Origin of the sequence: Streptomyces sp. NPDC057900 (assembly GCF_042887885.1) — a bacterium.
Lineage (GTDB): Bacteria > Actinomycetota > Actinomycetes > Streptomycetales > Streptomycetaceae > Streptomyces.
The window spans coordinates 347757-371765 of record NZ_JBHVOI010000006.1 but is presented as its reverse complement, the minus strand read 5'-3'; the positions used below and the strand labels follow the sequence as shown (position 1 = coordinate 371765).

Sequence of the window (24009 nt, the reverse complement as noted above, 5' to 3'; positions counted from 1 at the left end):
AGCCGGTCCCCGGCACCCGCCACCGCTCAGGAGAACGAGATGTCCGGTTTGTAGAGGTCGAGCCACAGCGCCAGGTCCAGAGTGCGTTCCAGACCGCGCCGGGACGCCTGGGTGATCTGCGGTACGTCGTGCTGCGCCGCGCGTGTGAGCCGGTCGCGGTCGACGAGGTCGAAGACGGGGTGCGAGGGCCGGGCCAGCAGATCCTTGGCGTGTCCCTGCAACGCGAGCGCGTATTTGGGGTCCTGGGTGGACGGATAGGGGCTCTTGACCCGGTCGTAGACCGACTTCGGCAGCACGTCGGCCGTGGCCTCGCGGAGCAGGGACTTCTCCCTGCCGTCGAAGGACTTCAGCGACCAGGGCGTGTTGTAGACGTACTCGACGAGGCGGTGGTCGCAGAAGGGCACGCGCACTTCGAGTCCGACCGCCATGCTCGCCCGGTCCTTCCGGTCGAGCAGGACGCGCACGAAGCGGGTCAGGTGCAGATGACAGATCTTGCGCATCCTGAACTCGAAGTCGCTCTCCCCGTCGAGGCGTTGTATCCCGGCGACCGCCGTTGCGTAGCTGTCCTGGATGTACGACGGGATGTCGAGGGCCGCCGTCAGATCGGGCCTCAGCACATCGGAGTCGTCCCCGAAATGCTGGGCGAAGCGCACAAGCCAGGGAAACGTGTCGGCGCGTCGCGCCTCCTCGTCGAAGAACTGCAGGTATCCGCCGAAGACCTCGTCGGCCGACTCCCCGGAGAGTGCGACGGTCGAGTGCTCCCGGATGGACCGGAACAGGAGGTACAGCGAGGCGTCCATGTCGCCGAAGCCCATCGGGATGTCCCGGGCCCGGATCACCTGGGCCCGCACCTCGGGGTCGGCCAGTGCGTGCGAGTCCAGCACGATGTCCCGGTGATCGGTGCCCGATGACCGTGCGACGTCGTGCACGTACGGCGTGTCCGGGGTGCCGCGCAGCTCGTCGGCGACGAAGTTGTCCGCCTGGCCGACGAAGTCGACCGCGAAGCTGCGCACCGTCTCGCCGTTCTCGGCCAGTTGGCGGGCGGCTATCGCCGTCATGGCGGAGGAGTCGAGCCCGCCGGAGAGCAGGGTGCAGCGCGGCACGTCCGAGACCATCTGGCGTCGCACGATGTCATCGAGGAGCGAGCGCACATGGGCGATGGACTCGTCCTTGCCGTCGGTGTGCGGTCGGGTCTCCAGCTGCCAGTAGACGTGCCGGCGCAGCCCGTTGCGGTCGACGGTGACGACGGTGCCGGGCTCGACCTCGCGCATCCCCTCCCACACCGCGTGGCCGGGTGTCTTGACGAAGGCGAAGAGCTCGCGCAGTCCGTCGAGACCGACGCGGGCGCGGGACAGCGGGTTGGCCAGGATCGCCTTGGGTTCGGAGCCGAACAGGACGCCGTCCGGGGTCTCGTAGTAGTAGAAGGGCTTGATGCCCATCCGGTCGCGGATCATGACGAGCTTGTCGAGGCGGCCGTCCCACAGCGCGAACGCGTACATGCCGTTGAGGCGCTCGGCGACCGCCTCGCCCCACTCCAGGTACCCGCGCAGCACGACCTCGGTGTCGGAGTCGGTGGTGAACCGGTGCCCGCGTCCGGCCAGTTCGCGTCGCAGCTCGGTGAAGTTGTACGTCTCCCCCGAGTAGACGAGGGCGACGGTGCCCTGCGGAGTGTCGGCCGTCATCGGCTGGCGCCCGCCGGGCAGGTCGATGATGGCCAGCCGGCGATGCCCGAGGGCGGCCGGGCCGTTGATCCAGCTGCCGCGGTCGTCGGGGCCGCGGCAGGACATCGTCTCCGTCATCGCGTCCAGAGTCGCGGACTCACTGTGCAGGTCGCGTTCGAAGGAGACCCAGCCGGTGATGCCACACATGCGCTACCTCCTGCGTGCTGTCGTCGACCGGGGCCCGGGAACCACAGCTGAACAGCGGATTCGAGGCCTGCGCCACTCCCGGCCGAACTAGATGTACTGCGCAGTTACGTAACGAGAGTGCGTCGCGCCATTGCATACGGTCAACGTGGCCGTAACACGGCCGGGACCGCCACCCGCACGCTTTCGGCCGCCCGCCGCACGAACCCGCGTCGCGCCGTCCGGGGCAAGCCGCACCGCAGCGGCCCGGACAGGCGGCGAGGAGAAGACGGAGCAACACATTCCGGCCATGGGCAAAGACTTACCCATGGTCGCGAAGCACTCGCCCGTCAGCGATTGCGGGACGGCCTCAGTCCTGCCAGTAGAACAACAGGGTGTCGACGCCGACGGGTTCACGCTCCCCGAAGTAGTAGACGCACAGCCCGGTGACCCGGATCGCACCGGTGGTCTCGTCGATCCAGCGGAAGCCGGCCGATTCGACCGCGTCGCGGGCGGCGGCATCGGTGCCGGACCCCGTGACGAACCGCCCGAGGGTGCTGACCCACACCTCGCTCCCGCCGCACTCGATCACGTGATAGGTCCCACCTCCCTGGTGGTGGTACTCGCCGCACGGGACAGGAGGTCCGGGCGCCTGCCCGGCCGCCGTCAACGCAGCTATCACCCGGCTGAGTCGCCCGTCCTGATCCGGGGGCACGGGCGGCTCGGCGCACAGCGCCTCCACGCGCCAGCGGGGATCGCTCTGCCGTTCGCAGCGCCCCGCGTACTCGTGCACGATCGCACCGCGGAGTTCCTCGTCCAGTCCGTCCACCTCGACCCGGGGGCTCCCCAGCGCCTCGTACGCGGCCCGGGTCTCGTCCACGTCGCCGGTGAGGCGGTGCAAGGCGTACGCGGCCCAGAGCGCGGCGTCCTCCGTCGGCGCCTCGCCCAAATAGCCGCGGAGCCGTACCGGATCGGACAGGAGCGACTGGGCCAGGTACGCGACGCCACGATCGGGGTCCGCCAGCGCGTCGGTCACATCCGCTCCCGCACGATGCCGCATCCGGACGCGAAAGGCGCGGTCCTCCGGCCGCACGACACCGATATCGGCGAGGATCGCCTCGGCCCCGTACCGCGTGACCAACTCGTCCAGCCCGTCCTCCCCGGCTGCCCGCCAACGCGCCCACGGAGAGGCCGCGAGCGTCACCAGCTCGGGCGCGGCCGAACGGTCACCGAACACGCCACGCGCCTTGAGGATCGCCTCCGGCACGCCGTACGAACGCTCGTGCCGACGGTCCTCGTGCCTCAGCCAGGGCAGCAGCTCCGACGCCCGGTCCGTGAGGAGGCCGAGCAGCGCGACGCGTACCTCGGCCACGTCTTCCGGGTCGCATACGCGCGCGATCAGCTCGGCTGCGTACCGTTCCGGCACCCGCCCGGCGAGCGCGAGAACGCAGGATCTGCGCCGCCACCACGGGTGCGCGGGGTCAGCCACGTACCGGGCGAGTTCACCGGCGTCGAACTCGCTCAGGCCGACAGTGTCGGCACGCCCAGCGGACGGCACCAGCGTCTCGATGTTTCGCATGTGCGGATGCTACTGACGGCCGCCGGGGGGAAGTTCGGGGCGGGGTTCTCTCCTGACCTCCGTCCTGGGCAGTCTCGTCGCCCCCGCAGCGGCGCACAGGCAGAGGCCGAGGACCCACCAGAAGGTGTCGCCGAACGCGGCGGGGATGTCCGGGGCGCGGGCCGACAGCCGGTTCTGGAGGACCACCGCGAGGGCCGCGGTGCCGATCGAGCCGCCGACCGTGTTGAGCAGGTTGAGCGCGCCGGAGGCACGGGGAAGATGTTCGGGCTCGATGCGGCTGTAGACGATGTTCATCACGGGTGCGCCGACCATCGCCATGCCGAAGCCACGGACCGCCAGGGCCATGACGATCACGCCGTCCGGCGGGCCGTGGTGGAGCTGGGTGAAGGGGGCGGTGCCGACGAGGATCAGGACGATGCCGGTGACCACGAGGGTTCTTGGCGCGACCTTGCTGATCGTTCGGGTGACCAGTACGGAGCCGGCCGCCGCGCCGATCCCCTGTGGGGCGAGGAGCAGGCCCGCCTCCCAGGCCGACATGCCGCGGCCGGTCTGGAAGTAGAGCGGCAGCAGGAACATCGTGCCGAAGACCGACGCGCCCAGGACGAGCAGGGAGAGGGCGGCGGCGCCGAAGGGGGGCCGGGTGAACAGGCGGGGGTCGACCAGTGGGGTGCCACGGGTCCGCAGGCCGTGCGCGGTGAAGCCGGCCAGCATCGCCAGGCCCGCGACGACGCCCGCGGTGGCCGGGGCGGTGCGGCCGTGGGCGACCTCGGTCAGGCCGAACACCAGGACGGCCAGGCCGGGCGAGAGCAGCAGGGCTCCTCGCAGGTCGAACGGCGTCCGCCGGTTCGCCGGCGGCACCGCCGGCACGTAGCGGCGGGCCAGCAGGGCGGCGGCCAGGCCGATCGGCAGGTTGACCAGGAACAGCCACGGCCAGGGCGCCACCGAGAGGATGGAGCCGCCGGCCAGCGGGCCGAAGACCGGTGACAGCAGCGGGACGACCGCGACGACGCTGATCACCCGCCCGGTGCGGCCCGGCCCCGCGACGCGGGCCAGCAGCGCCTGTCCGGTCGCGGGCAGCAGCCCGCCGCCGAGGCCCTGGATCACCCGGAACACGATCAGGCTGGTGACCGACCAGGCCGACGCGCAGAGCACGGAGCCGAGCAGGAAGACGCCCACGGCGGCGAGCCAGGTCCGCCGGCCGCCGTACCGGTCGGCCAGCCAGCCGGACGCGGGCACGGCGGCGACCACGGCCAGCAGATAGCCGGTGGTGACCCACTGGATCTCGGCGACGGAGACGTCGAACTCGTCGGTGAGGCGGTCGATTCCGACGCTGACGATCGTGGCGTCCAGTGTGGCCATGAAGGTGCCGAGCACCAGGATGAACGCGATCCGCAGCAGTTCCCGGTCGACCCGCTCCCCCGGCGGTGCGGCGTTCGCGCTCATCGGTCCTCCAGCAGGGCGAGGACGTCGTCGTCGAGGCGCTCGTCCATGTCCCTGAGCAGGTCGAGCAGTTCCTCCGCGAGTCCGGGGGCGGCGATCCGGCGGGCGAGTACCCCGGTCCAGCCGTCGCCGTCCGGCATGACGGTCAGGGTGACCGGGTGATGGGTGGCCTCGCGGAAGCGGGTTCCGACGACGGTGAGCCCTGGGGCGGGTTCGCGGAGGCGGTCCGGGTCGACGGGGTAGTTCTCGAACACCACCATGCTGTCGAACAGCCGGCGCCGTCCCGTCAGCCGCTCCAGCTCCGGCAGGGGTACGTGGTGGTGCTCGATCAGCTCCCGCTGCCGGGACTGGAGCCGGGTGAGGGTCTGTGCGAGGGTGCCGTCGAGCCGGGCCCGTACCGGCACGGTGTTGGCCAGCAGTCCGATGATCTCCTCGACCCCCTCCAGTTCCGGCGGGCGGCAGGACACCATGGCGCCGAAACAGACGTCCTGGTGGCCGGACCGGCGGGCGAGCAGCACCGACCAGGCGCCCTGCACCAGGGTGTTCGGGGTGAGGCCGCGCCGGGCCGCGAGGCGGGTGAGGCGGGCCACCAGATCCGCGTCGAACTCGATGGCCTCGGGTTCCTGCCGGGCCGGGCCGGGTTCGCCGCCGCCCAGGTAGTCGCCCTCGGGCAGTCCGTCCAGTTCGGCCGCCCACGCGCCGAGGTCGGGTTCGTGCTCGGCGCTCCAGCGCAGGTAGCCGGCGAACGGCACGGGGGCGGGCAGCTCCGGGGCCCCGCCGCGCAGCCTCGCCGTGTACAGGGCGAACAGTTCGGTGAGGATGCGCGGGGCCGACCAGCCGTCGGAGAGCACGTGATGGCTGGTCAGGACCAGCTCCGCGCGTTCGGGGCCGCACCGGATCACGGTCAGCCGCAGGAGCGGGCCGTGGGCGAGGTCGAACGGCTCGGCCAGATCGGCCGCCAGCACCTGATCGGCGGGCCCGTCCGCCAGCCGGAAGTCCGGCCGGGGCGATCGCGGGATCACCGCCAGATCGGCGGGGAACACGGCGGCCAGGTTCGGGTGGCGGCCCAGCAGGTCGGTGCCCGCTGCGCGCAGCGCGTCGGTGTCGAGCGGGCCGGCGAGGGAGAACGCCGACTGCACGGTGTACGGGTCGGGGCGCTCGGTACGCGAGTGCCGCAGCATCACCTCCTGCAACGGAGTCAGCGGCTGTACGTCGGCGGCCGGGCGGTCCTGGTCGAGTGCGCTGAGCTCGGGGGCGGCGGCGACGCGCAGGAGCGCGTCCCGGATGTGCCCGGCCAGGGCCTCGGTCTCGGCGGTGGTGAACAGCGCGGAGGGCCAGGTGATCCGGATCCCCAGCGCGTCGTCGCGTACCAGGGCGTTGACCATCAGGCTGTACGGCAGGGGCATGGTGTCGGAGCCGTTCGAGCCGAGCGGGTCGGCGTCCGGGGGCGCCTGCCAGGGCGTCTCCCGGTCCGGGGCTCCGGGGTAGCGTCCGAGGTAGTTCCAGGCGATCTCCGGTGCCACCGGGTCCAGCAGGCCCGCGGCGGTGAGGATGCCGTGGCCGAGGCCGTCGCCCTGGGCGCGCAGCCGCTCCCTGACCGCCTTCACGTCGTCGCCCGCTTCGAGCCTGACGGGGTGGACGGCGGTGAACCAGCCGACGGTCTGGGAGAGGTCGACCTGTCGGGGGCGGCCGTGGCTCTCCAGCGCGACCAGTACCTCCGGTGTGCCGCGCCAGTCCCGTACCGCCTGCGCGAGTGCCGTCAGCAGTACGGCGTCCGGCGTGGTGCGGTATGCGGCCGGCAGCGTGGTGATCAGGGCGCGGGTCGGTTCGGGGGCGAGCCGGATCTCGTGGTGCTCGGCGGTGGCGACGGTGTCGCGGGCCGGGTCGAGGGGGCGGGCGAGCGCCGGGGTGGCGGTCATCCGCCGCCAGTGCGGGAGTTCGGAGCTGCGGTCGGCGTCGTGCAGCGAGCGTGCCCAGCCGAGGAACGACTGGCCGTGCCGGGTCAGGGTTCCGCCGGAATGGGCGTGCTCCAGGTCGTCCAGCAGGACGCGCCAGGACACCCCGTCGACGATCAGGTGGTGGGCGATCAGGAGGAGCCGGCCCGGCCGGTCCGCTCCGGCATCCACCCAGACCGCGCGCAGCAGCGGTCCGGTGCGCGGGTCCATCGACGCGCGGGCCGCGGCGATCGCGGCGTCGGACGGGACCCGCAGGTCTCCGGTCGCCGAGACGCGGGTGAGTACGTCGGCGGCGGTCACCGCGCCGGCCGGCGGGATGTGCAGGGTGTCGCCGGTCAGTCGGGCCCGCAGTACGTCGTGGCGGGCGAGCAGCGCGTCGAGCGCGGACCGCCAGCCCTTCTCGTCGCCGCCCGGCGGGACGCAGACTTCCACCCACTGGCAGAAGCCGTCCGCGGCCGATCCCGCCCGGCGCAGCAGGTCGCGCATGAGCGGGGTCAGCGGAGCGTCTCCGGTCGTGGGGGCCTGTCCGGCGTCGAGGGCGGCGGCCCGTTCCGCGATCCCGGCGACCGTCTCCCCCTCGAACACGTCCTTGGCGGTCAGGCCGAGCCCCTGGCGGCGGGCGCGCGAGACCACTTGCAGCGAGACGATGCTGTCCCCGCCGATGGCGAAGAAGCTGTCGTCGGGTCCGATGTCATCGGTGCCGAGGACGTCGCGGAACACGCCGAGCAGGACGGCTTCGGCCCGGTTCGCGGGTTCCCGCCGGGCCGCCGCCCCGGTCTCCGGGGCAGGCAGTGCGGCGGTGTCGAGCTTGCCGCTGGGGCTCAGCGGCAGCCGGTCGATCGGTACGAGCGCCGTCGGCACCATGTGGTCGGGCAGTTCCCCGGCCAGGTACGCGCGGACCCGCGCGGTGTCGAGTTCGGCGCCGTCGACGGGGATGACGTAGCCGACGAGCCTGCCCTCGCGGACGATGACGGCGCAGGCGCGGACGTCGGGGTGGCCGGTCAGGGTGGACTCGATCTCGCCCAGTTCGACGCGGAAGCCGCGGATCTTGATCTGGTGGTCGGCGCGGCCGAGGAACACCAACTGTCCGTCCGGCCGCCACCGCACCAGGTCTCCGGTGCGGTACATCCGTTCGCCGGGCGGGCCGAACGGGTCGGCCACGAACGCGGCGGCGGTCAGCCCCGGGCGTCCCAGGTAGCCACGGGCCAGGCTCGGCCCGGCGAGGTACAGCTCGCCCGTGACGCCGGTCCCGGCCGGCTGGAGTCCGCCGTCCAGGACGTAGGCGCGGACGCCCGGGTCGGGGCGGCCGATCGGCAGCGGTCCGGGGTCGTCCGGGTCGTACTGCCAGGTCACGGAGTTGATGGTGACCTCGGTCGGGCCGTAGGCGTTGAACAGCGCCCGGCGGCCCTCGCCCCAGCGTCGCGCCAGCTCGGGGTCGAGGCGCTCGGCGCCGACGACGAAGAACACGTCGGGGCCGACGGTGCGGTCGTCGGGCATCGCGGCCAGGAACGAGGGCAGCAGGTTCACTCCGGTGACCCGGTGCTCGGTGATGTAGTCGAGCAGTTCGTCGCCGGGTACCCGCACCTCCTCCGGGGCGATCACGGAGGTGCCGCCGGAGAGCAGCGGCACCATGGTCTGCCAGAACGCGACGTCGAAGCCGGTCGAGGCGAAGTGCAGGTACCGGTCGTGCTCGGTGACGCCGACGACGTCCTCCTGGAGGGCGATCAGGTCGGGAACGCCCCGGTGGGTCACGCCGACGCCCTTGGGGCGCCCGGTGGTTCCCGAGGTGTAGATGACGTAGGCGAGCGCGTCCTCCGTGAGCCGGGCGCGTGCGTCGGCGGGGTCGGTGTCGGGGACGGCCGTGAGGGTGGCCGGGTCGTCGAGCCGCAGGACCGGGATGTCGCGGTCGACGGGCAGTTCGGCGCCGGTCGTCACGGCGGCGGCCGGGTTGATGTCGTCGAACATGTAGGCCAGCCGCTCGCGCGGGTAGCTCGTGTCCATCGGTACGTACACCGCACCGGCCTTGGCGACCCCGAAGAGCGCCACCGTCATCTCGATGTCGCGTCCGAGCAGCACGGCGACCGGGTCCTGGGGCCGTACCCCGCGTGCGATCAGTGCCTGGGCCAGGCGGTTCGCGCGCCGGTCCAGCTCTTCGTAGCTGAGGACACGGTCACGGCAGACCAGAGCCTCGGCGCCGGGCTTGCGGCGTACCCACGCGGCGAATTCGTCCAGCCAGTGCCCGCGCTCCCTGGCGGGTACGGCGTCGGTGCCGGTACGCAGCATCAGGGCCCGCTCCTCCGCGTCGAGTGCGGGGAGGCGGAGCGCGGGCCGGGCCGGGTCCTCGACGATCTCCCGCAGGAGGTTGCGCAGCCAGCGGCCGTAGTCGCGTACGGTCCGCGCGGTGAAGGCGTGCGGCTGGTAACCGAGGCCGATGGTGATCTCGTCGTCCGGGATGACGATGACGGTGAGCGCGTAGTGCGTGGCGTCGGTGATGTCCACCCCGGCCAGGTCGAGTCCGGGGGTGAGCGGGGTGCGCTTCCGGCTGGAGAGCGGGAAGTTCTCCATGACGAGCATCGTGTCGAAGAGTTCACCGACGCCGACGGCCCGCTGGATCTCGGGCAGTCCGACGTGGTGGTGCTCGGCCAGGACGACGCTCTCGGCGTGCACCCGGGCCATCAGGCCGAGCGCGGACTCGTCCTGGGTGTGCCGGACGCGTACCGGGATGGTGGTGCCGAGCTGGCCGATCATCGATTCGACGCCGTCGACCTCTGCGGGCCGGCCGGAGACCGGGCAGCCGAACACGACGTCGCGGCGGCCGGTGAGCCGTCCCAGCAGCAGGCCCCACGCGGTCTGGAGGACGGTCGTCAGGGTGACGCCCTGTTCGCGGGCGAACGCGCGCAGCCGGTCGCTGAACTCGTGGCCGAGCCCGATGGTCTCGCGGCCGGGCCGCTCGACGCCGGTCCCGGTGCTCGCGGGTGCCAGCCGGGTGGCGTCGTCCACACCGTCCAGCGCGTCCCGCCAGGCGGCGAGTGACGCCTCCCGGTCCCGGGCGGCCAGCCAGCGGAAGTACTCCGACAGGGGCGGGGCGGCCGGTACGGCGGGGCCGCCGCTCAGTTCGGCGTAGAGGGCGAGCAGGGTGCGGCCGACCAGCGGCATCGACCAGCCGTCCAGCAGGGCGTGGTGGTTGGTGATGACCAGCTTGTGCTCGGCGGGCCCGACGCGGGACAGCAGGAAGCGGATCAGCGGCGGCCTGGCCGGGTCGAAGGGGCGCTCCAGATCGGCGCGCGCCGCTTCGGGGAACCGGTCGTCCTGGCGCCATTCCAGGGCGACTTCGGCGGGGATGACCTGGACGACGTCGTCCCCGGCGGTGCCCAGGTACACCCGCAGGGCGGGGTGGCGGCGCAGCAGTTCGCGGGCGGCCTCCGCCATCCGGTCCGGCTCCAGCTCCCCGGCCAGGGTGGTCACGGCCTGGACGACGTAGACGTCGGTGTCCTGCTCCTCGCGGACCAGGGTGTGGAAGGAGAGCCCGAGCTGGAGCGGGGTGGCGGGCAGGATGTCGGTGATCGGGCCGGTGCGTTCGAGGGCGTCGATGGCGGGCTGGTCGAGGCCGACGAGCGGGAGGTCGGACGGCGTGAGCCCGCCCTCGGTGTGGAGCGCGTGCGCGGCCAGCGCGTCCAGGGCGGCGGCCCAGGCCTCCTGGAGGGCGGACACGGCGTCGGCGCCGAGCACTCCCGTCGCGGCGGTCCACTCGACGGCGAGCCGGGGCACGCCCTCCTCGTGGACGAAGCAGTTGAGGGCGAGGATCTGCTCCAGGGCCTTGGCCGCGGGCTCGATCACCGAGAAGGCGTCGCGTTCCGGCAGGCGCCAGCCGGTGGCGGACAACGGGGCGAACCTGCCGAGGTAGTTGAGCAGTACGTCCGGCGGCGGAGTGGCGGCCAGCTCGGGGCCGGCCTCCGGGTCGAGGTGGCGCAGGACGCCGTATCCGACCCCGCCGTCGGGGACGCCGCGCCGGGCCTCCTTGGCGGCGCGAATCGCCTGCCCGACGTCGTCGCGGACGGGGACGAGCACCGGGTACTCGCTGGTGAACCAGCCGACCGTGCGGGCCAGGTCGAGGTGTTCGCGGCCGTGGCCCTCCATCGAGACGGTCAGCGCGTCGCCGGTCAGGCCCCAGCCGCGCAGGGCGAGGACGAGTGCGGCGAGCAGGACCTCGTCGACCCCGGCCCGGTAGGCGGCGGGCAGTGTGGTCAGGAGCGCCTCCGTGGCCTCGGCCGAGGCGACGGTGACGGACCGGTGGGCGGTGGCGACGGTGTCGCGCCGCTGGTCCAACGGCCTGGCTCCGAGCCGGGCGGCGGCGGCGAGCGCGGTCCGCCAGTGGTCGAGCTCGCCGCGCCGCGCGCCGGATTCCCCCTGTCCGGCGAGGAGCAGCGCGTGCTGCCGCCAGGACGCGCCGACCGGTTCGAGCGTGCCGCCGGTGCAGGCGGTGTGCAGGTCGGGCAGCAGGACGCGCCAGGACACACCGTCCATGGCGAGGTGGTGCACGACGACGACCAGCCGGTCCGGTGTGTCCTGTCCGGTACGGAGCAGGGCCGCCCGCAGCAGGTCACCGGAGCTCGGGTCGAGTTCGGCCGCCAGCCGCTCCGCCAGGGCGGTCACGTCCTGACCCCGGACCTCGTCGACGACCGGCCGCACCGTGCCGCGCGGCAGGACCTCCAGCCCGTCGGCCACCCGCAGCCGCAGTGCGTCGTGGTGGTCGAGCACGGCCCGTACGCCGGTGACCAGGTCGTGGTGGGCGAGTTCACCGACGTGCAGCGCGGTCCACTGGGCGTATCCGGCGACGACGCCGGTGTCCGGGTGCGGGTCGAGCAGGCCGCGTGCGATCGGCGGCGCGGGTACCGGCCCGACCGGCACGTCCACCGCCTCCGGCGCCTGTGCCAGCGGTTCGGCGGAGGCCGCCAGCGCGGCGAAGGTGCGGCGGGCCAGCAGGTCCCGGGGGCGCAGCGCGAGGCCCGCCGCCCGCAGCCGGCTGCTGACGGTGATCGCGGTGATGCTGTCGCCGCCGAGGGCGAAGAAGTCGTCGTCCACGCCGACCCGTTCGACGTCCAGCGCCTCGGCCAGGACGGCGCACAGCAGCCGCTCCCGATCGGTGCGGGGCTCCCGGCCGGTGCCGCCGGACAGCGTGGGCGCGGGGAGGGCGGCACGGTCGAGCTTGCCGTTGGGGGTGACCGGCAGCCGGTCCAGCACCACGACCACCGCGGGCACCATGTGCTCGGGGAGCCGCTCGGCCAGGTGGGCGCGGGCCGCCTCGCCGGTGAGCGAGGTGGACACGACGTAGCCGACCAGCCGGGACGACCGCACTCCGGCGGCCGCCGCGGTGACTCCGGGCAGTGCGGCGAGCGCCGCCTCGACCTCGCCGGTCTCGACCCGGTGGCCGCGGATCTTGACCTGTCCGTCGCCCCGGCCCCGGTACTCAAGGCCCTGGCCGGGCCGCCACCTGGCCAGGTCTCCGGTGCGGTACATGCGGTCGCCCGGTGCGCCGAACGGGTCGGCCACGAAGCGCTCGGCGGTGGCCCCCGGCAGGCCGAGGTAGCCGCGGGCGAGGTGCGGTCCGGCCAGGTAGAGCTCACCGGCCGTGCCGTGCGGGACCGGTTGCAGCGCGCTGTCCAGGACGTAGGTACGGGTGCCCGCGAGGGGGTGGCCGATCGTCGGCCCGTCGCCCTCGATCCGGGCGGTGGTGCTGTCCACGGTGGCCTCTGTCGGCCCGTAGATGTTGCGTGCGGTGACACCCGATTCGCTGACCCGTCGCCACAGCGCGGGCCCGGTGGCCTCGCCGCCGAGGACCAGGAGCGTCGGGCGCAGGTCCAGCAGCCCGCCCTCGATGAGCGGTGCGGCCATCGACGGGGTGGTGTCCACGATGTCGATGCCGTCGCGGGTGTACGCGGCGAGCAGGGCGTCGGCGTCGCGGGCGGTCTCGGTGTCGTAGACGTGCAGTTCGTGTCCGCACAGCAGCCACACCAGGTGGTCGAACGCGGAGTCGAAGGCGAAGGAGTAGGTGTGCGCGACGCGCAGTTGCCTGCCTGCGGCCTGCTCCGCCTCGGCCACGACGGTGGCCCGCTGGTGGTGGAGCAGCGAGGCCAGCCCGCCGGCCCGGCCGAGGACGCCCTTGGGGCGTCCGGTCGATCCGGACGTGTGGATGACGTAGGCGAGGTGCTCGGGGTGCCGGGGCGCGGCCAGTTCACCGGACGTCAGGGGCGCGCCGGACAGCCGGGCCGCCTCGTCGAGCAGGGTCTCCCACGGGAGCCCTTCGGTCGCGCCTGCGGTCAGGACCAGCGCGGGGCGGGTGTCCTCGATCAGTTCACGCAGCCGCTCGGGCGGGTGCGCGACGTCCAGGGGCAGGAAGGCTGCCCCGGCGTCCAGCACGGCCAGCAGCGCGACCACCGAGTCGGCCGAGCGGGGCAGCGCGAGCGCCACGACGTCGTCGGGGCCGATCCCCCGGGCCCGCAGCGCACGGGCCACCCGGTGCACCCGGTCGGCCAGGTCCGCGGCGGTCAGCCGGTCCCCGTCGCAGACCAGGGCGGTACGGCCGGGCCCCGCGGCGGCCATCGCGGCGAACGCGGCCGGTACGTCCAGCGGTGTGCCGGGCAGGGCGGGCGGGCACCACTGGGCGGGCAGCCGGTCCGCGTCGCCGGTCAGGGCGATCCGGCCGACGGGCAGTCCGTCGGTCAGCCCGGACAGCAGGGCAAGCAGCCCGGACAGCAGCGCGTCGACCGCGGCCCGGTCCTTGGACCGGGCGTCGACCTCGAACCCGAGCAGCAGCCCGCCGTCCCGGGTCTGCAGGACGCTGAGGCCCATGTCCTCCGGCGGTCCGCCCGCGACGTTGCGCATCACGCCGCCTGCCCCGGCGAAGTCGATCGCCAGGTCGAACGCCTTGAGGTTGATCCCGCGTCCGTGCAGCAGCGCGCCCGCGCCGGGTGCTCCGAGGTCCCTGGGCAGGTCCTCGCCCCGGTAGCGCTGGTGCTCCCGCATCTCGCGCATGGTGGCGGCGACCCGCCGGCTCAGCTCCCCCAGTCCGTCGCCGCCGCGCACGGTGACCCGCAGCGGCAGCACGTTGACGGCCATGGCGGGGGTGCGCAGCTCGGCCGAGCCCGCCCGGCACATCAGCGGCAGCGCGAACACCAGGTCGGTGCGGCCGAGCATGCGGTGCAGGAACGCGGCGTAGCAGGCGATGAGTGCCTCGCCCCAGGCGACGCCCTCCCGGCCGGCGAACGCGCGCAGTCTGGCCGTCTCCTCGGGGGTGATCACGGCGCGGGCGGTCAGGGTGCGCTCGGGCGAACCGCCTGCCGTGTCGGGCTCGGCCGCGTCGTCGAGTTCGGGCAGCGGCGTGAACCGCTCGACCCAGTACGCGCGGTCCTCGGTGAACCGGTCGCTCTCCCGGTACGCCCGGTCGGCGGCGACGAGGTCCGCGAAACCGCCGAAGGTGGAGACGGGCGGCTCCGTCCCGCGCACCAGGGCGGTGTAGCGGGCGGCGGTGCGGCGGGCGAGCATCGCGGCGGTGTAGCCGTCGAAGACCAGGTGGTGGCCGAGCTGGGTGTACCAGACCTCGCGGTCGGACAGCCTGATGACGGTACGTGCGTACAGCACCCGGTCCGTCATCCCCCGGCACGCCTCACCCGTGCGGGCCCGCTCGGCGTCGACGAGGGCCTGGGCCGCGGCGGCGGGGTCCGCCGCGCCACTGACGTCGACCACCTCCGGCAGCCCGACCGGTTCCCCGCTCACCCTCTGGCGTGGCCCGTCCGGGGTGTCGTACACCCGCAGCCGCAGGGTATCGGCCTCCTCCGTGGTCGCCCGGACCGCCTCGGCCAGCGCGTCCGCGTCGACCGGCTCGCTGCCGGATATCTCGACCACGTCGCCGACCACGTAGTACGGCGAGTCGGGTTCCAGACGCTGCGCGTTCCAGATGCCCAACTGGGCACCGGTCAGGGCGAGAAGACCGTCCGAGGGCGCGCTTGCGGTGCTCAACTTACTCTCCTTGAAGTGTGGGTACGACCATCGGCGTGCCGGTCACCGGATCGGGGACGATGATGCTCGGCAGGTCGAACACGTCCTTGATCAGCGCGGCGTCCACGATGTCTCCGGGAACACCCTCCGCGACCACCCGGCCGTCCCTCATGGCGATCAGGTGGTCCGCGAAGCGGCAGGCCTGGTTGATGTCGTGCAGGACGGCGACCACCGTGCGGCCCTCGTCACGCAGCCTGGCGAGCAGTCCGAGCAGCTGGTACTGGTGGGTGATGTCGAGGAACGACGTCGGCTCGTCGAGCAGCAGGTAGGGCGTCCGCTGGGCGAGCACCATGGCCATCCAGACCCGTTGGCGCTGTCCACCGGACAGTTCCCGCACCGGCCGGCCGTGCAGGTCCTCGACACCGGCTGCGGCCATGGCCTCCGTGACGGCGTCCTCGTCCTCCGCGGACCAGAGCGCCAGCATCGACTGGTGCGGGAACCTGCCCCGGCCCACGAGCTGGCGGACTTTGATGTCGTCGGGCGCCAGGGGGTCCTGCGGCAGGAAGCCGAGCTGTCTGGCCAGCGCCTTGGTCGCGTAGCCGCCGACGTCGCGGCCGTCCAGCTCCACCTGACCGGAGTCGGGGCGCAGCAGCCGGACCAGTGCGCTCAACAGGGTTGATTTCCCGCAGGCGTTGGGGCCCACGACGGCGGTGAACGCGCCGTCGGGGATGTCGAGGCTCAGCCGTGTGGACACGACGCGGTCTCCGTAGCGCAGGGTGATCTCCCGCGCCGTCAGGCGTGCGGTCACGCGCGCCTCACCTCCTTGGTCAGCAGCCAGATCAGATAGCAGCCGCCGATCGCGGTGCTCACCACGCCGACGGGCAGCGCGACGGGCGCCAGCAGCATCTGGGCGATCAGGTCGGCGCCCTGGAGAAGCACCGCCCCGGTCAGCGCGGCGGGGAGCAGCGGCACGCCGGCGGCGCCCGCGAGCCTGCGGCCGATCTGCGGTGCGGCCAGCGCGATGAACGCGATCGGCCCGGCCACGGCGGTCACCGTGGCCGTGCAGCCGACGCCGACCAGCACCATCAGCAACCGCAGCCGGCCGAGACCGACCCCGGTGGTCACCGCGATCGCGTCACCGAGCGAGGCCTGGTGCATGGAGTGCGACCGTGCGGTCATCAGGGCCAGCAGCACGGCGATCACGGTGAACGGAATGCCCAGGTCCGACCAGCCCACGCCGTTGAGCGAGCCGGCGCTCCAGCCGACGGCGGCGATGGCCACTTCGAGTTCGGCGCGCAGCACGATCCAGGAGTTGATCGCGGTCACCATCGCGTTGAAGGCGATTCCGATGACCACCAGCCGCAGCCCGGAGAAGCCGCTGCGCAGCGAGAGCAGGTAGATGGCGGCCGCGACGAGCAGCCCGCCGAGCACCGAGCCGGTGGCCAGTTGCGCGGAGGTGCCGGACAGTACGGTCATGGCGACCAGGGCGCCGGTGTAGGCGCCGGCGTCGAGGCCGATGACGTCGGGGCTGCCCATCGGGTTGCGGGTGAGGTTCTGGAAGATCGCCCCCGCGACCCCGAGGGCGGCGCCGAAGACCAGTCCGGCCAGCACCCGTGGCAGCCGCCAGTCCCGGATCACCACGGAATGGTCCGCGCCGCTCAGTACGGCGAACACCTTGCCGGGGGAGGACCATGACGCCCCGTAGCAGAGGCCGAGCAGGCCGAGGGCGAGCATCAGGGCCGCCATCACGGCGACGAGCAGCACCGTGCGGCGTTCGGCCCTCAGTCCGAGCGCGTTCACAGTGCCCCCGCCCCGTAGCGGCGGACGGCCCAGATCAGCATGGGGCCGCCGAGGAAGGCGGTCACGATGGCCACCGGCACCTCACCGGTGGGCAGCAGGACCCGTGCGCAGATGTCGGCGACGAGCAGCAGGATCGGGCCCAGCACCATCGTGTAGAGGATCAGCCAGGGCACCGAACCCCCCGCCGGTCTGCGGACCAGGTGCGGCACGATCAGTCCGACGAAGAGGATGGGTCCGGCCACCGCGGTGGCCGCCCCGCTGAGCACGGTGATCAGCACCAGGGCCACGGCCCGTACCCGGCCCACCCCGGCGCCCAGGGTGTGCGCCACGTTCTCCCCGAGCGTCAGGGCGTTGAGCGGCCGGCTGAGCAGCAGCGCACCGAGCAGGGATACGCCGATCGCGGTCAACGGCAGTGCCAGGGGCACCTGTTCGCGCCCGGCCAGCGATCCGACCGACCAGAACCGGTAGCTGTCGAAGGTGTTAGGGAGCATCAGCCGCATGCCCAGCGCGACCCCGCCGAGCACCGCGGTCAGGGCGACGCCGGTGAGCACCAGGCGCAGCGGTGAGCGCTGCCCGACCGCGGCGACCAGCAGTGCGGCGAGTACGGATCCGGTGATCGCGAAGCCGAGTTCGCCCGCCTGGCCGGTGGCCAGACCGAGTGCGGAGCCGACGGTGACGGCGAACCCGGCGCCCGCGGTGACCCCGAGGATGCCGGGCTCGGCCAGCGGGTTGCGGGCGAGCGTCTGGATCAGGGCGCCGGACACGGCGAGCGCGGCGCCCACGGCGACGGCCAGCAGTGCGCGCGGCGCCCGGATGTCCCGGACGATCACGTGGTCGTCGTCGGTGGGCCGGAAGTCCAGCAGGGCCCGTACGACGTCGGCGGGCGGAACGTGGCGGGCTCCGACGCCCATGCTGAGGACGGCGACCGCTGCCAGCAGCACCAGTCCGCCGGCGAGCAGGCCGATCTGCGGCATGGCCCGCCCGGATCTCGCCGCCCGGTACGCGCGGCCCGCGACGGTCACCGGTTCAGCAGCGGAGCGAGCGACTTGTCGATCGCGTCCAGGGTCTTCATGGCTTCCCCGTAGGTCGCGGCCTCGGTGTAGCGGAACGGGAAGGCCTTCCCGGCCTTGACCGCGGGGAGGTTCTTCCAGAGCTTGGAGTCCAGGACGTACTGGACGGGCTTGGGGACGCTGCCGTCGGCGTTGACCGAGTACGTCATGACGTCGGCCTCGCGGAACGCGGCCGGGAGTTCCTCGATGGACGGGTACTCGCTCACCGACTGGGAGCCCGGTCCCGCCTTCTTGACCTTGCCGTAGTACTTCGCGCCGATGTCGTCCGCGATGTTGGTGCCCCACGAGCCGTCGAACTCGCGCTGGAAGGTGCCCTTGGCGGTGTCACCGTACGCGCCGACGTGGCCCAGCTTGAGCTGCGGCAGTACGTCCTTGTACGTGGCGGCCAGCGCGGCGGCCTTCTTCTCGTACGCGTTCTTCGCCACGTCGAACTGCTTGAGCGCGCCCGCGGCGTCGGACTGCTTGCGGGACAGCTCGCGCCAGGCGGAGGGAACAGTCGGGCCGATCGCCACGACCGGGGCGATGGACTCCAGGCGCTTGATGTCGATGTCGCCCAGGACCGGGGCGGGGACCCCGATGATGATCAGGTCGGGCTCGGCCTCGGCCACGGCCTCGTAGTTGGTCTCGGCCGCCTGCTCCCCCGCCACCTTGGGGAGCTTCTTGTAGGTGGCGAGGTCTTCCTTGGTCATCATCGGCTCGCCGCGCTGCCACGAGGAGATCCCGACCAGGGGCGCGTCGGCCTCGATCATGGCGGGCACGGCGTAGCCGGTGGCGACGACCCGCTTCGGGTGGGCGGGGATGGTGATCTTGCCGTTGTCCGCGGCGAACACCCGGGTCCCGCTCCCCTTCGAGGTATCGGACGCGCCGTCCGACGACGACCCGCACGCGGTCAGGAGGAGGGCCAGCGACACCGCGCCGACGAGGCCGGACGATCTGCGTATGGACATATAACGCTCCTTGTTACTTAGGTAAGGCTTACCTTAGTTGACGATCTTTGGGCAGAGCAACCGGCCGCCGGGCGCCGAGCCCGCCCGGCCGGCCGTTCGGCCGGCAGGTCAGTGCTCGTCCTCGTCGAAGTCGGCCACGCCGCGCTTCCAGTAGCCGGTGATGTCGTGGTCGGCCTTCGCCAGCCGCAACTCGTCGCGGACCCAGCGGCGCAGCGGTTTGATCTGACCCGCCTCGCCCGCGACCCACACGTACACCCGCTCCCCCTCGGGCACGCTCACCCCGGTCACGGCCCGTACCAGCGCGTCGCCGGTCCCGGCCGGCAGGCCGCCGCGGTGCAGCCAGCGCACCTCGAAGCCCTCGGGCGCCGAAAGCTCGATCTCCTGGGCGGCATCGGCGACTTCGATGAACGCCCAGCCCTTCGCACCCCTCGGGAACTCCTCCAGCCGGCGTGCGATCGCGGGCAGCGCCGTGATGTCTCCGGCGAGCAGGTACCTGTCGTAGGAGTCCGGGACGATCAGACCGCCGGGCGGCCCCGCGATATGCATGACGTCGCCCGGCCGGGCCGCGTGTGCCCAGTCCGAGGCGAGTCCGCCGTCGTGCGGGGCGATGTCGATGTCGATCTCCCGCGCGACCGGGTCGTGGCGGCGCACGGTGTACTCGCGCGAGACGAGTGCCGGACGGGGCCAGCGCAGCATCACCCCGTTCCGCTCGGGCAGCCGCAGCGTGCCGTCCGGATCGGGGAAGATCAGCTTCACGTGTTCGTCGGGCGCGTGGGCCTCGAACCCCTCGGCGCCCGCACCGCCCAGGGTGACCCGCAGCAGGCCGGTGCCGACCATGGCGGTGCGGACGACCTCGGTCGCCCGGATGCCGATCGGGTATCCCACCTTCTCCGCGTGCCGGCCCGTCCGGACCTCCGCGATGCGGTCCAGGTGGCGGTGCCGGTGGTCGGTCGCGCTCATGCCGTACGCTCCGTCAGCAGCGCTGTCCAGTGGGCGAGTTCGGGCTTCTCCGCGAGATCGGGGAATTCCAGGGAGGACGCCCCGGCGGCGCGCCAGCGCTCGACCAGGGCCATGATCCGCATCGAGTCCAGGCCCAGGTCGACGAGGTTCCCCTCGGGCGCGATCTCGGCGGGGTCGCAGTCGAGCAGTTCCGCGACATCCGCGCGGACACGTTCGGGCGACAGAGTCTGGTTCATCGGACGACTCCTGCGGGACGGGCGCCGAGCGCGCGGTGCGCGTCGGCGGCGATGATTACAAGTCCACGTCACAGGGCGGCGCGTGCGCGCACACCCGGCCGTGGCGTTCACGGGACAAGTCGGCTGCTCCGTCGGTCATTTGACCGGCTCCGCAAGGGAGCCCACCGGTTCGCGCGGCCGTTCGGTCCGCTCATGCCGGTGCCGGCGGAGAAGGCCCTCGCGCGTCCCCTCGATGGTTCCGCACGCACGGCCACCCCCTCTCCCGTTCAAGGTCAGGTAAGGCTAACCTAACTCATCCACGCCGGACGGCCGAACGCGATCCCGCCTCGGGCGCCCCGCATTTCCGTAACCGACCGTCACATCGGTACGGGCCGAGCCCCATCGGGCCCATGGTGCCGATAGGCGGTACAAGTTAGGTTACCCTTACCTAACTACCCCGTAGGAGGTTGCTCATGTTTGAGCACATACCGGGCAGAAACGGCGAGTTCAATGGCCGTACTGTCCTGGTGACCGGTGCCGCACAAGGCATCGGGGCGGCGGTCGCCGAGCTGTTCGCCACCCTGGGCGCCCGCGTGGCCGCTACCGACCGTGCCCAGGACGGCATCGACGCCCTGGCCGGACGGTGGAACCGGCCACAGGCCGGGAAGGCGGGGAACGAACACTCGGTGGGCCGGCTGGAGCCGTACGTCATGGACGTCACCGACCGGCCTTCCGTGGAACGCACCGTGGCCCGCGCCGAGCGCGAACTCGGCCCCGTGGACGTACTCGTGAACGTCGCGGGCATCCTGCGCACCGGCCCCGCCACCGAACTCCGCGCCGAGGACTGGTCGGAGACGTTCGCGGTGAACACGACCGGCGTCTTCAACGTCTCGCAGACCGTCGCACCGCTGATGGCCGGCCGGCGCAACGGCTGTGTCATCACCGTCGGTTCCAATGCCGCCGGGATCCCTCGCACCGGCATGGCCGCCTACGCCGCGTCGAAGGCGGCGGCCGCCATGTTCACCCGATGCCTCGGTCTCGAACTCGCCCGCAGCGGCGTCCGCTGCAATGTCGTCGCGCCCGGCTCCACCGACACGGCGATGCAACGCGCCCTGTGGACCGAAACCGGCGCCGAGCAGCGCGTCATCGACGGGGACCCCGCCACCTACCGGACCGGCATACCGCTCGGCCGGATCGCCGCCCCGGAGGACATCGCCGACGCCGTCGCCTTCCTCGCCTCGGACCGCGCCCGCCACATCACCCTCCAGGAGCTGTACGTCGACGGCGGCGCGACCCTGCGCTGAACCGCGCCCCGACCGTACGTACCCCCCACTGACGGAACATCGAGAATGGAGTCCCTGTGCCGACGGCATCCCAGGTCGCCACGCACGTACCCCCGGCCGATCCGGCCCACCCGGCCGTAGGCGCGGCCACCTCGTTGCTGGACGGCTACCGGCCCGGTGACCGTTTCCTCGCCACTCCCGGCCGCACCCTGCTGGCCTCCGGTGCGGCGCGCCCCGTGCCGCACGACAGACGGCCGCTCGACGAGCGGGTGACCGCGACCCTGGCCGAGGCCCGTGCGGCCGGGCAGGAATCGCCGGTGGTCATCGGCGCCGTCCCGTTCGACCACGAGGCACCCGCCGCCCTCGGCGTGCCGGCGGAGCTGCGGATCGCGCCGCCGCTCGCGTCCGACCCGCTGATCGCCCTGCCCGCCGGCGTCCCCGGAACCGCGGACTGGCGGATACGCCCGGTGCCGGGACCCGAGGTCTACGGAGCGGGCGTCGCCGCCGCCGTGGAGCGCATGTGGCGCGGCGAATTCAGCAAGGTGGTGCTCGCCCGCACCCTCGAACTCACCTCCTCCGCACCGCTGGACCTGCCCGCGATGCTCCAGCGGCTGGCCCGCCGCGACCCGGTCGGCTACACCTTCGCGCTGCCCACGGCTCCGGGCCGTACCCTCATCGGCGCCAGTCCCGAGCTGCTGGTCTCCCGGCACGGGCAGCAGGTCGTCGCCAATCCGCTCGCCGGGTCCACCCCCCGCAGCAGCGACCTGGCCGAGGACGTCCGCCGCGCCGCCACCCTGCTGGAGTCCGTGAAGGACCTGCACGAGCACGCCGTCGTCGTGGACGCCGTCCACCAGGCCCTCGCCCCGCACTGCGCCGAGCTGACCGTCCCGGCCCGGCCGACCCTGATCCGCACCGCCACCATGTGGCACCTGTCCACCACGGTGACCGGCACGCTCTCCTCCCCCGGCATCTCGGCCCTTGCGCTCGCCTGCGCCCTGCACCCGACACCCGCGGTGTGCGGCACACCCACGGCGACGGCCCGTCAGGTCATCGCGGAGACCGAGCCGTTCGACCGGGGCTTCTTCACCGGAGTGGTGGGCTGGGGCGACGCCGGGGGCGACGGCGAGTGGGTCGTCACGATCCGCTGCGCCGAGGCCGAGGAGCGCACGCTGCGCCTCTACGCGGGCGCCGGCATCGTGGCCGCGTCCGAGCCGGAGGCGGAGACCGAGGAGACGGCGGCCAAGTTCCGTACGTTCCTCGGCGCTGTGGGGGCCGAGCTGTGAGCCCGCACGACGCACCCACCTGGCCGGCCGAATTCGCCGAGCGGTACCGGCGGGCCGGCTGGTGGCGCGGAGAGACGTTCGGCTCCATGCTCCGGGAGCGCGCCGAGGCGCACCCGGACCGGATCGCCGTGGTCGATCCGGTCGCCGGAACGCGCTGGAGCTACGGGGAACTGGACCGGCGCGCCGACCGGCTGGCCGCGGGCCTCCTCGCCCGGAACATCACCAAGGGCGACCGGGTGGTGGTGCAACTGCCCAATATCGCGGAGTTCTTCGAGGTCGTCTTCGCGCTGTTCCGGATCGGCGCGCTGCCCGTCTTCGCCCTGCCCGCCCACCGCGAGACGGAGATCTCGTACTTCTGCGAGTTCACCGAGGCGGTCGCGTACGTCATCGCGGCCGAGCACGAAGGCTACGACTACCGGGAACTGGCGGCGAAGGTCCGTGCCGGGGCCGGCACGCTGCGGCACGTGTTCGTCGCGGCCGGGGACCCGGGCGAGTTCGAGGCGCTGTCGGAGGTCGGCGAGAATCCGGTCGGCTACGGCTCCCCGCGCCCCGACGAGCTGGCGTTCCTCCAGCTCTCCGGTGGCAGCACCGGCGTCCCGAAGCTGATTCCGCGCACCCACGACGACTACATCTACTCGCTGCGCGGCTCCAACGAGATCTGCGGCGTCGACGAGACGAGCGTCTACCTCTGCGCGCTGCCCGCGGCACACAACTTCCCACTGTCCTCACCCGGTTCACTCGGCACCCTCTACGCCGGAGGCCGCGTGGTGCTGTGCCCCCGGCCCTCTCCGGAGGCCGCCTTCCCGCTGATCGAACGGGAGAAGGTCACCATCACCGGCCTGGTCCCCCCGCTCGCCCTGCTGTGGACCCGGGCCGCCACCACCACCCCGCACGACCTCAGCAGCCTGGCCGTCCTGCTGGTGGGTGGCGCCAAGTTCAGCGAGGAGGCGGCGCGACGGGTCCGCCCGGCGCTCGGCTGCACCCTCCAGCAGGTCTTCGGGATGGCCGAGGGGCTGGTCAACTACACCCGGCTGGACGACCCGGTCGAGACGATCGTCACCACACAGGGGCGGCCCATCTCGCCGGACGACGAGGTCCTGGTCGTGGACGACGAGGACCGCGAGGTCGCCCCGGGCGAGACGGGCCACCTGCTGACACGCGGCCCCTACACGATCCGCGGCTACTGGCGGGCCCCGGAGCACAACGCCCGCTCGTTCACCGAGGACGGCTTCTACCGCACGGGCGACGTGGTCCGCCTCACCGGGAGCGGGCACCTCGTCGTCGAGGGACGCGCAAAGGACCAGATCAACCGGGGCGGCGAGAAGGTCGCCGCCGAGGAGGTGGAGAACCACCTCCTCGCCCACCCGTCCGTGCACGACGCCAATGTGGTGGCCGAGCCCGACCCGTATCTGGGCGAACGCGTCTGCGCGTACGTGATCCTGCACCCCGGCGAGGGCCCGGTGAAGCCGGTGGACATCAAACGGTTCGTACGGGAACGGGGGCTGGCCGCGTACAAGGTGCCGGACCGGGTCGAGTTCGTGGAGACGTTCCCGCAGACGGGCGTCGGGAAGATCTCCAAGAAGGACCTGCGGACCGCCGCGGCCGCCGCCCCGGCCCTCCTCCCCCGAACCTGACGGA

13 protein-coding genes are annotated in these 24009 nt (G+C 72.9%); 3 read left to right on the top strand and 10 right to left on the bottom strand.

Annotated elements, in window-relative coordinates:
* Positions 1 to 26: 26 nt before the first annotated feature.
* From asnB to ACFVQ0_RS24290, 10 genes are all read right to left on the bottom strand, one after another.
* Complete coding sequence (gene asnB, locus ACFVQ0_RS24335) at positions 27 to 1868, bottom strand: asparagine synthase (glutamine-hydrolyzing) (RefSeq protein WP_390091300.1); 1842 nt, start codon at positions 1866 to 1868, stop codon at positions 27 to 29.
* A gap of 346 nt (positions 1869 to 2214) precedes the next feature.
* The gene (locus ACFVQ0_RS24330) at positions 2215 to 3423 is read right to left on the bottom strand and encodes a hypothetical protein (RefSeq protein ID WP_390091298.1); all 1209 of its coding nucleotides are present in this window, start codon (positions 3421 to 3423) and stop codon (positions 2215 to 2217) included.
* Positions 3424 to 3432: 9 nt separating this feature from the next.
* Entirely contained in the window at positions 3433 to 4866 is a 1434-nt protein-coding gene (locus ACFVQ0_RS24325; protein WP_390091296.1) for a DHA2 family efflux MFS transporter permease subunit, read from the bottom strand.
* Positions 4863 to 14834 carry an amino acid adenylation domain-containing protein gene (locus ACFVQ0_RS24320; protein ID WP_390091294.1) on the bottom strand — a complete coding sequence of 3324 codons (9972 nt, stop codon included), beginning with the start codon at positions 14832 to 14834 and terminating at the stop codon, positions 4863 to 4865. Before ACFVQ0_RS24320 ends, ACFVQ0_RS24325 begins: the two co-directional genes overlap by 4 nt.
* Position 14835: 1 nt before the next feature.
* Entirely contained in the window at positions 14836 to 15621 is a 786-nt protein-coding gene (locus ACFVQ0_RS24315) for an ABC transporter ATP-binding protein (protein ID WP_390091292.1), read from the bottom strand.
* Positions 15618 to 16559, bottom strand: a complete 942-nt coding sequence (locus tag ACFVQ0_RS24310; protein ID WP_390091365.1) for a FecCD family ABC transporter permease — start codon at positions 16557 to 16559, stop codon at positions 15618 to 15620. The genes ACFVQ0_RS24315 and ACFVQ0_RS24310 overlap by 4 nt, the downstream gene beginning before the upstream one ends.
* A 50-nt stretch (positions 16560 to 16609) precedes the next feature.
* A complete protein-coding gene (locus ACFVQ0_RS24305; RefSeq protein ID WP_390091290.1) occupies positions 16610 to 17635 on the bottom strand; it encodes a FecCD family ABC transporter permease in 1026 nt (341 codons plus the stop codon).
* Complete coding sequence (locus tag ACFVQ0_RS24300) at positions 17632 to 18630, bottom strand: ABC transporter substrate-binding protein (protein ID WP_390091288.1); 999 nt, start codon at positions 18628 to 18630, stop codon at positions 17632 to 17634. The genes ACFVQ0_RS24305 and ACFVQ0_RS24300 overlap by 4 nt, the downstream gene beginning before the upstream one ends.
* Before the next feature lie 108 nt (positions 18631 to 18738).
* Positions 18739 to 19590: a siderophore-interacting protein gene (locus tag ACFVQ0_RS24295; protein WP_390091286.1), complete on the bottom strand. Its 852-nt coding sequence runs from the start codon at positions 19588 to 19590 to the stop codon at positions 18739 to 18741.
* Positions 19587 to 19826 (bottom strand): phosphopantetheine-binding protein, encoded by a 240-nt coding sequence (locus tag ACFVQ0_RS24290; RefSeq protein ID WP_390091284.1) that lies wholly within the window; start codon positions 19824 to 19826, stop codon positions 19587 to 19589. The genes ACFVQ0_RS24295 and ACFVQ0_RS24290 overlap by 4 nt, the downstream gene beginning before the upstream one ends.
* A 452-nt stretch (positions 19827 to 20278) precedes the next feature.
* Here ACFVQ0_RS24290 and ACFVQ0_RS24285 point away from each other — a divergent pair, with 452 nt between their 5' ends.
* From ACFVQ0_RS24285 to ACFVQ0_RS24275, 3 genes are read left to right on the top strand one after another with little or no spacing between them, the layout of a single operon-like run.
* Positions 20279 to 21109, top strand: a complete 831-nt coding sequence (locus ACFVQ0_RS24285) for a 2,3-dihydro-2,3-dihydroxybenzoate dehydrogenase (RefSeq protein WP_390091282.1) — start codon at positions 20279 to 20281, stop codon at positions 21107 to 21109.
* A gap of 56 nt (positions 21110 to 21165) precedes the next feature.
* Positions 21166 to 22371, top strand: coding sequence for an isochorismate synthase DhbC (gene dhbC / locus ACFVQ0_RS24280; RefSeq protein WP_390091280.1), 1206 nt, complete (start codon positions 21166 to 21168; stop codon positions 22369 to 22371).
* Complete coding sequence (locus tag ACFVQ0_RS24275; protein ID WP_390091278.1) at positions 22368 to 24005, top strand: (2,3-dihydroxybenzoyl)adenylate synthase; 1638 nt, start codon at positions 22368 to 22370, stop codon at positions 24003 to 24005. The genes dhbC and ACFVQ0_RS24275 overlap by 4 nt, the downstream gene beginning before the upstream one ends.
* Positions 24006 to 24009: the final 4 nt, after the last annotated feature.

Excerpts from the sequence above, each read along its gene's own strand:
- ACFVQ0_RS24290 (WP_390091284.1), bottom strand. The coding sequence starts at position 19,826 with ATGAACCAGACTCTGTCGCCCGAACGTGTCCGCGCGGATGTCGCGGAA.
- ACFVQ0_RS24300 (WP_390091288.1), bottom strand. The coding sequence starts at position 18,630 with ATGTCCATACGCAGATCGTCCGGCCTCGTCGGCGCGGTGTCGCTGGCC.
- ACFVQ0_RS24330 (WP_390091298.1), bottom strand. The coding sequence starts at position 3,423 with ATGCGAAACATCGAGACGCTGGTGCCGTCCGCTGGGCGTGCCGACACT.
- ACFVQ0_RS24310 (WP_390091365.1), bottom strand. The coding sequence starts at position 16,559 with ATGGCGGCCCTGATGCTCGCCCTCGGCCTGCTCGGCCTCTGCTACGGG.
- asnB (WP_390091300.1), bottom strand. The coding sequence starts at position 1,868 with ATGTGTGGCATCACCGGCTGGGTCTCCTTCGAACGCGACCTGCACAGT.
- ACFVQ0_RS24325 (WP_390091296.1), bottom strand. The coding sequence starts at position 4,866 with ATGAGCGCGAACGCCGCACCGCCGGGGGAGCGGGTCGACCGGGAACTG.
- ACFVQ0_RS24295 (WP_390091286.1), bottom strand. The coding sequence starts at position 19,590 with ATGAGCGCGACCGACCACCGGCACCGCCACCTGGACCGCATCGCGGAG.
- ACFVQ0_RS24285 (WP_390091282.1), top strand. The coding sequence starts at position 20,279 with ATGTTTGAGCACATACCGGGCAGAAACGGCGAGTTCAATGGCCGTACT.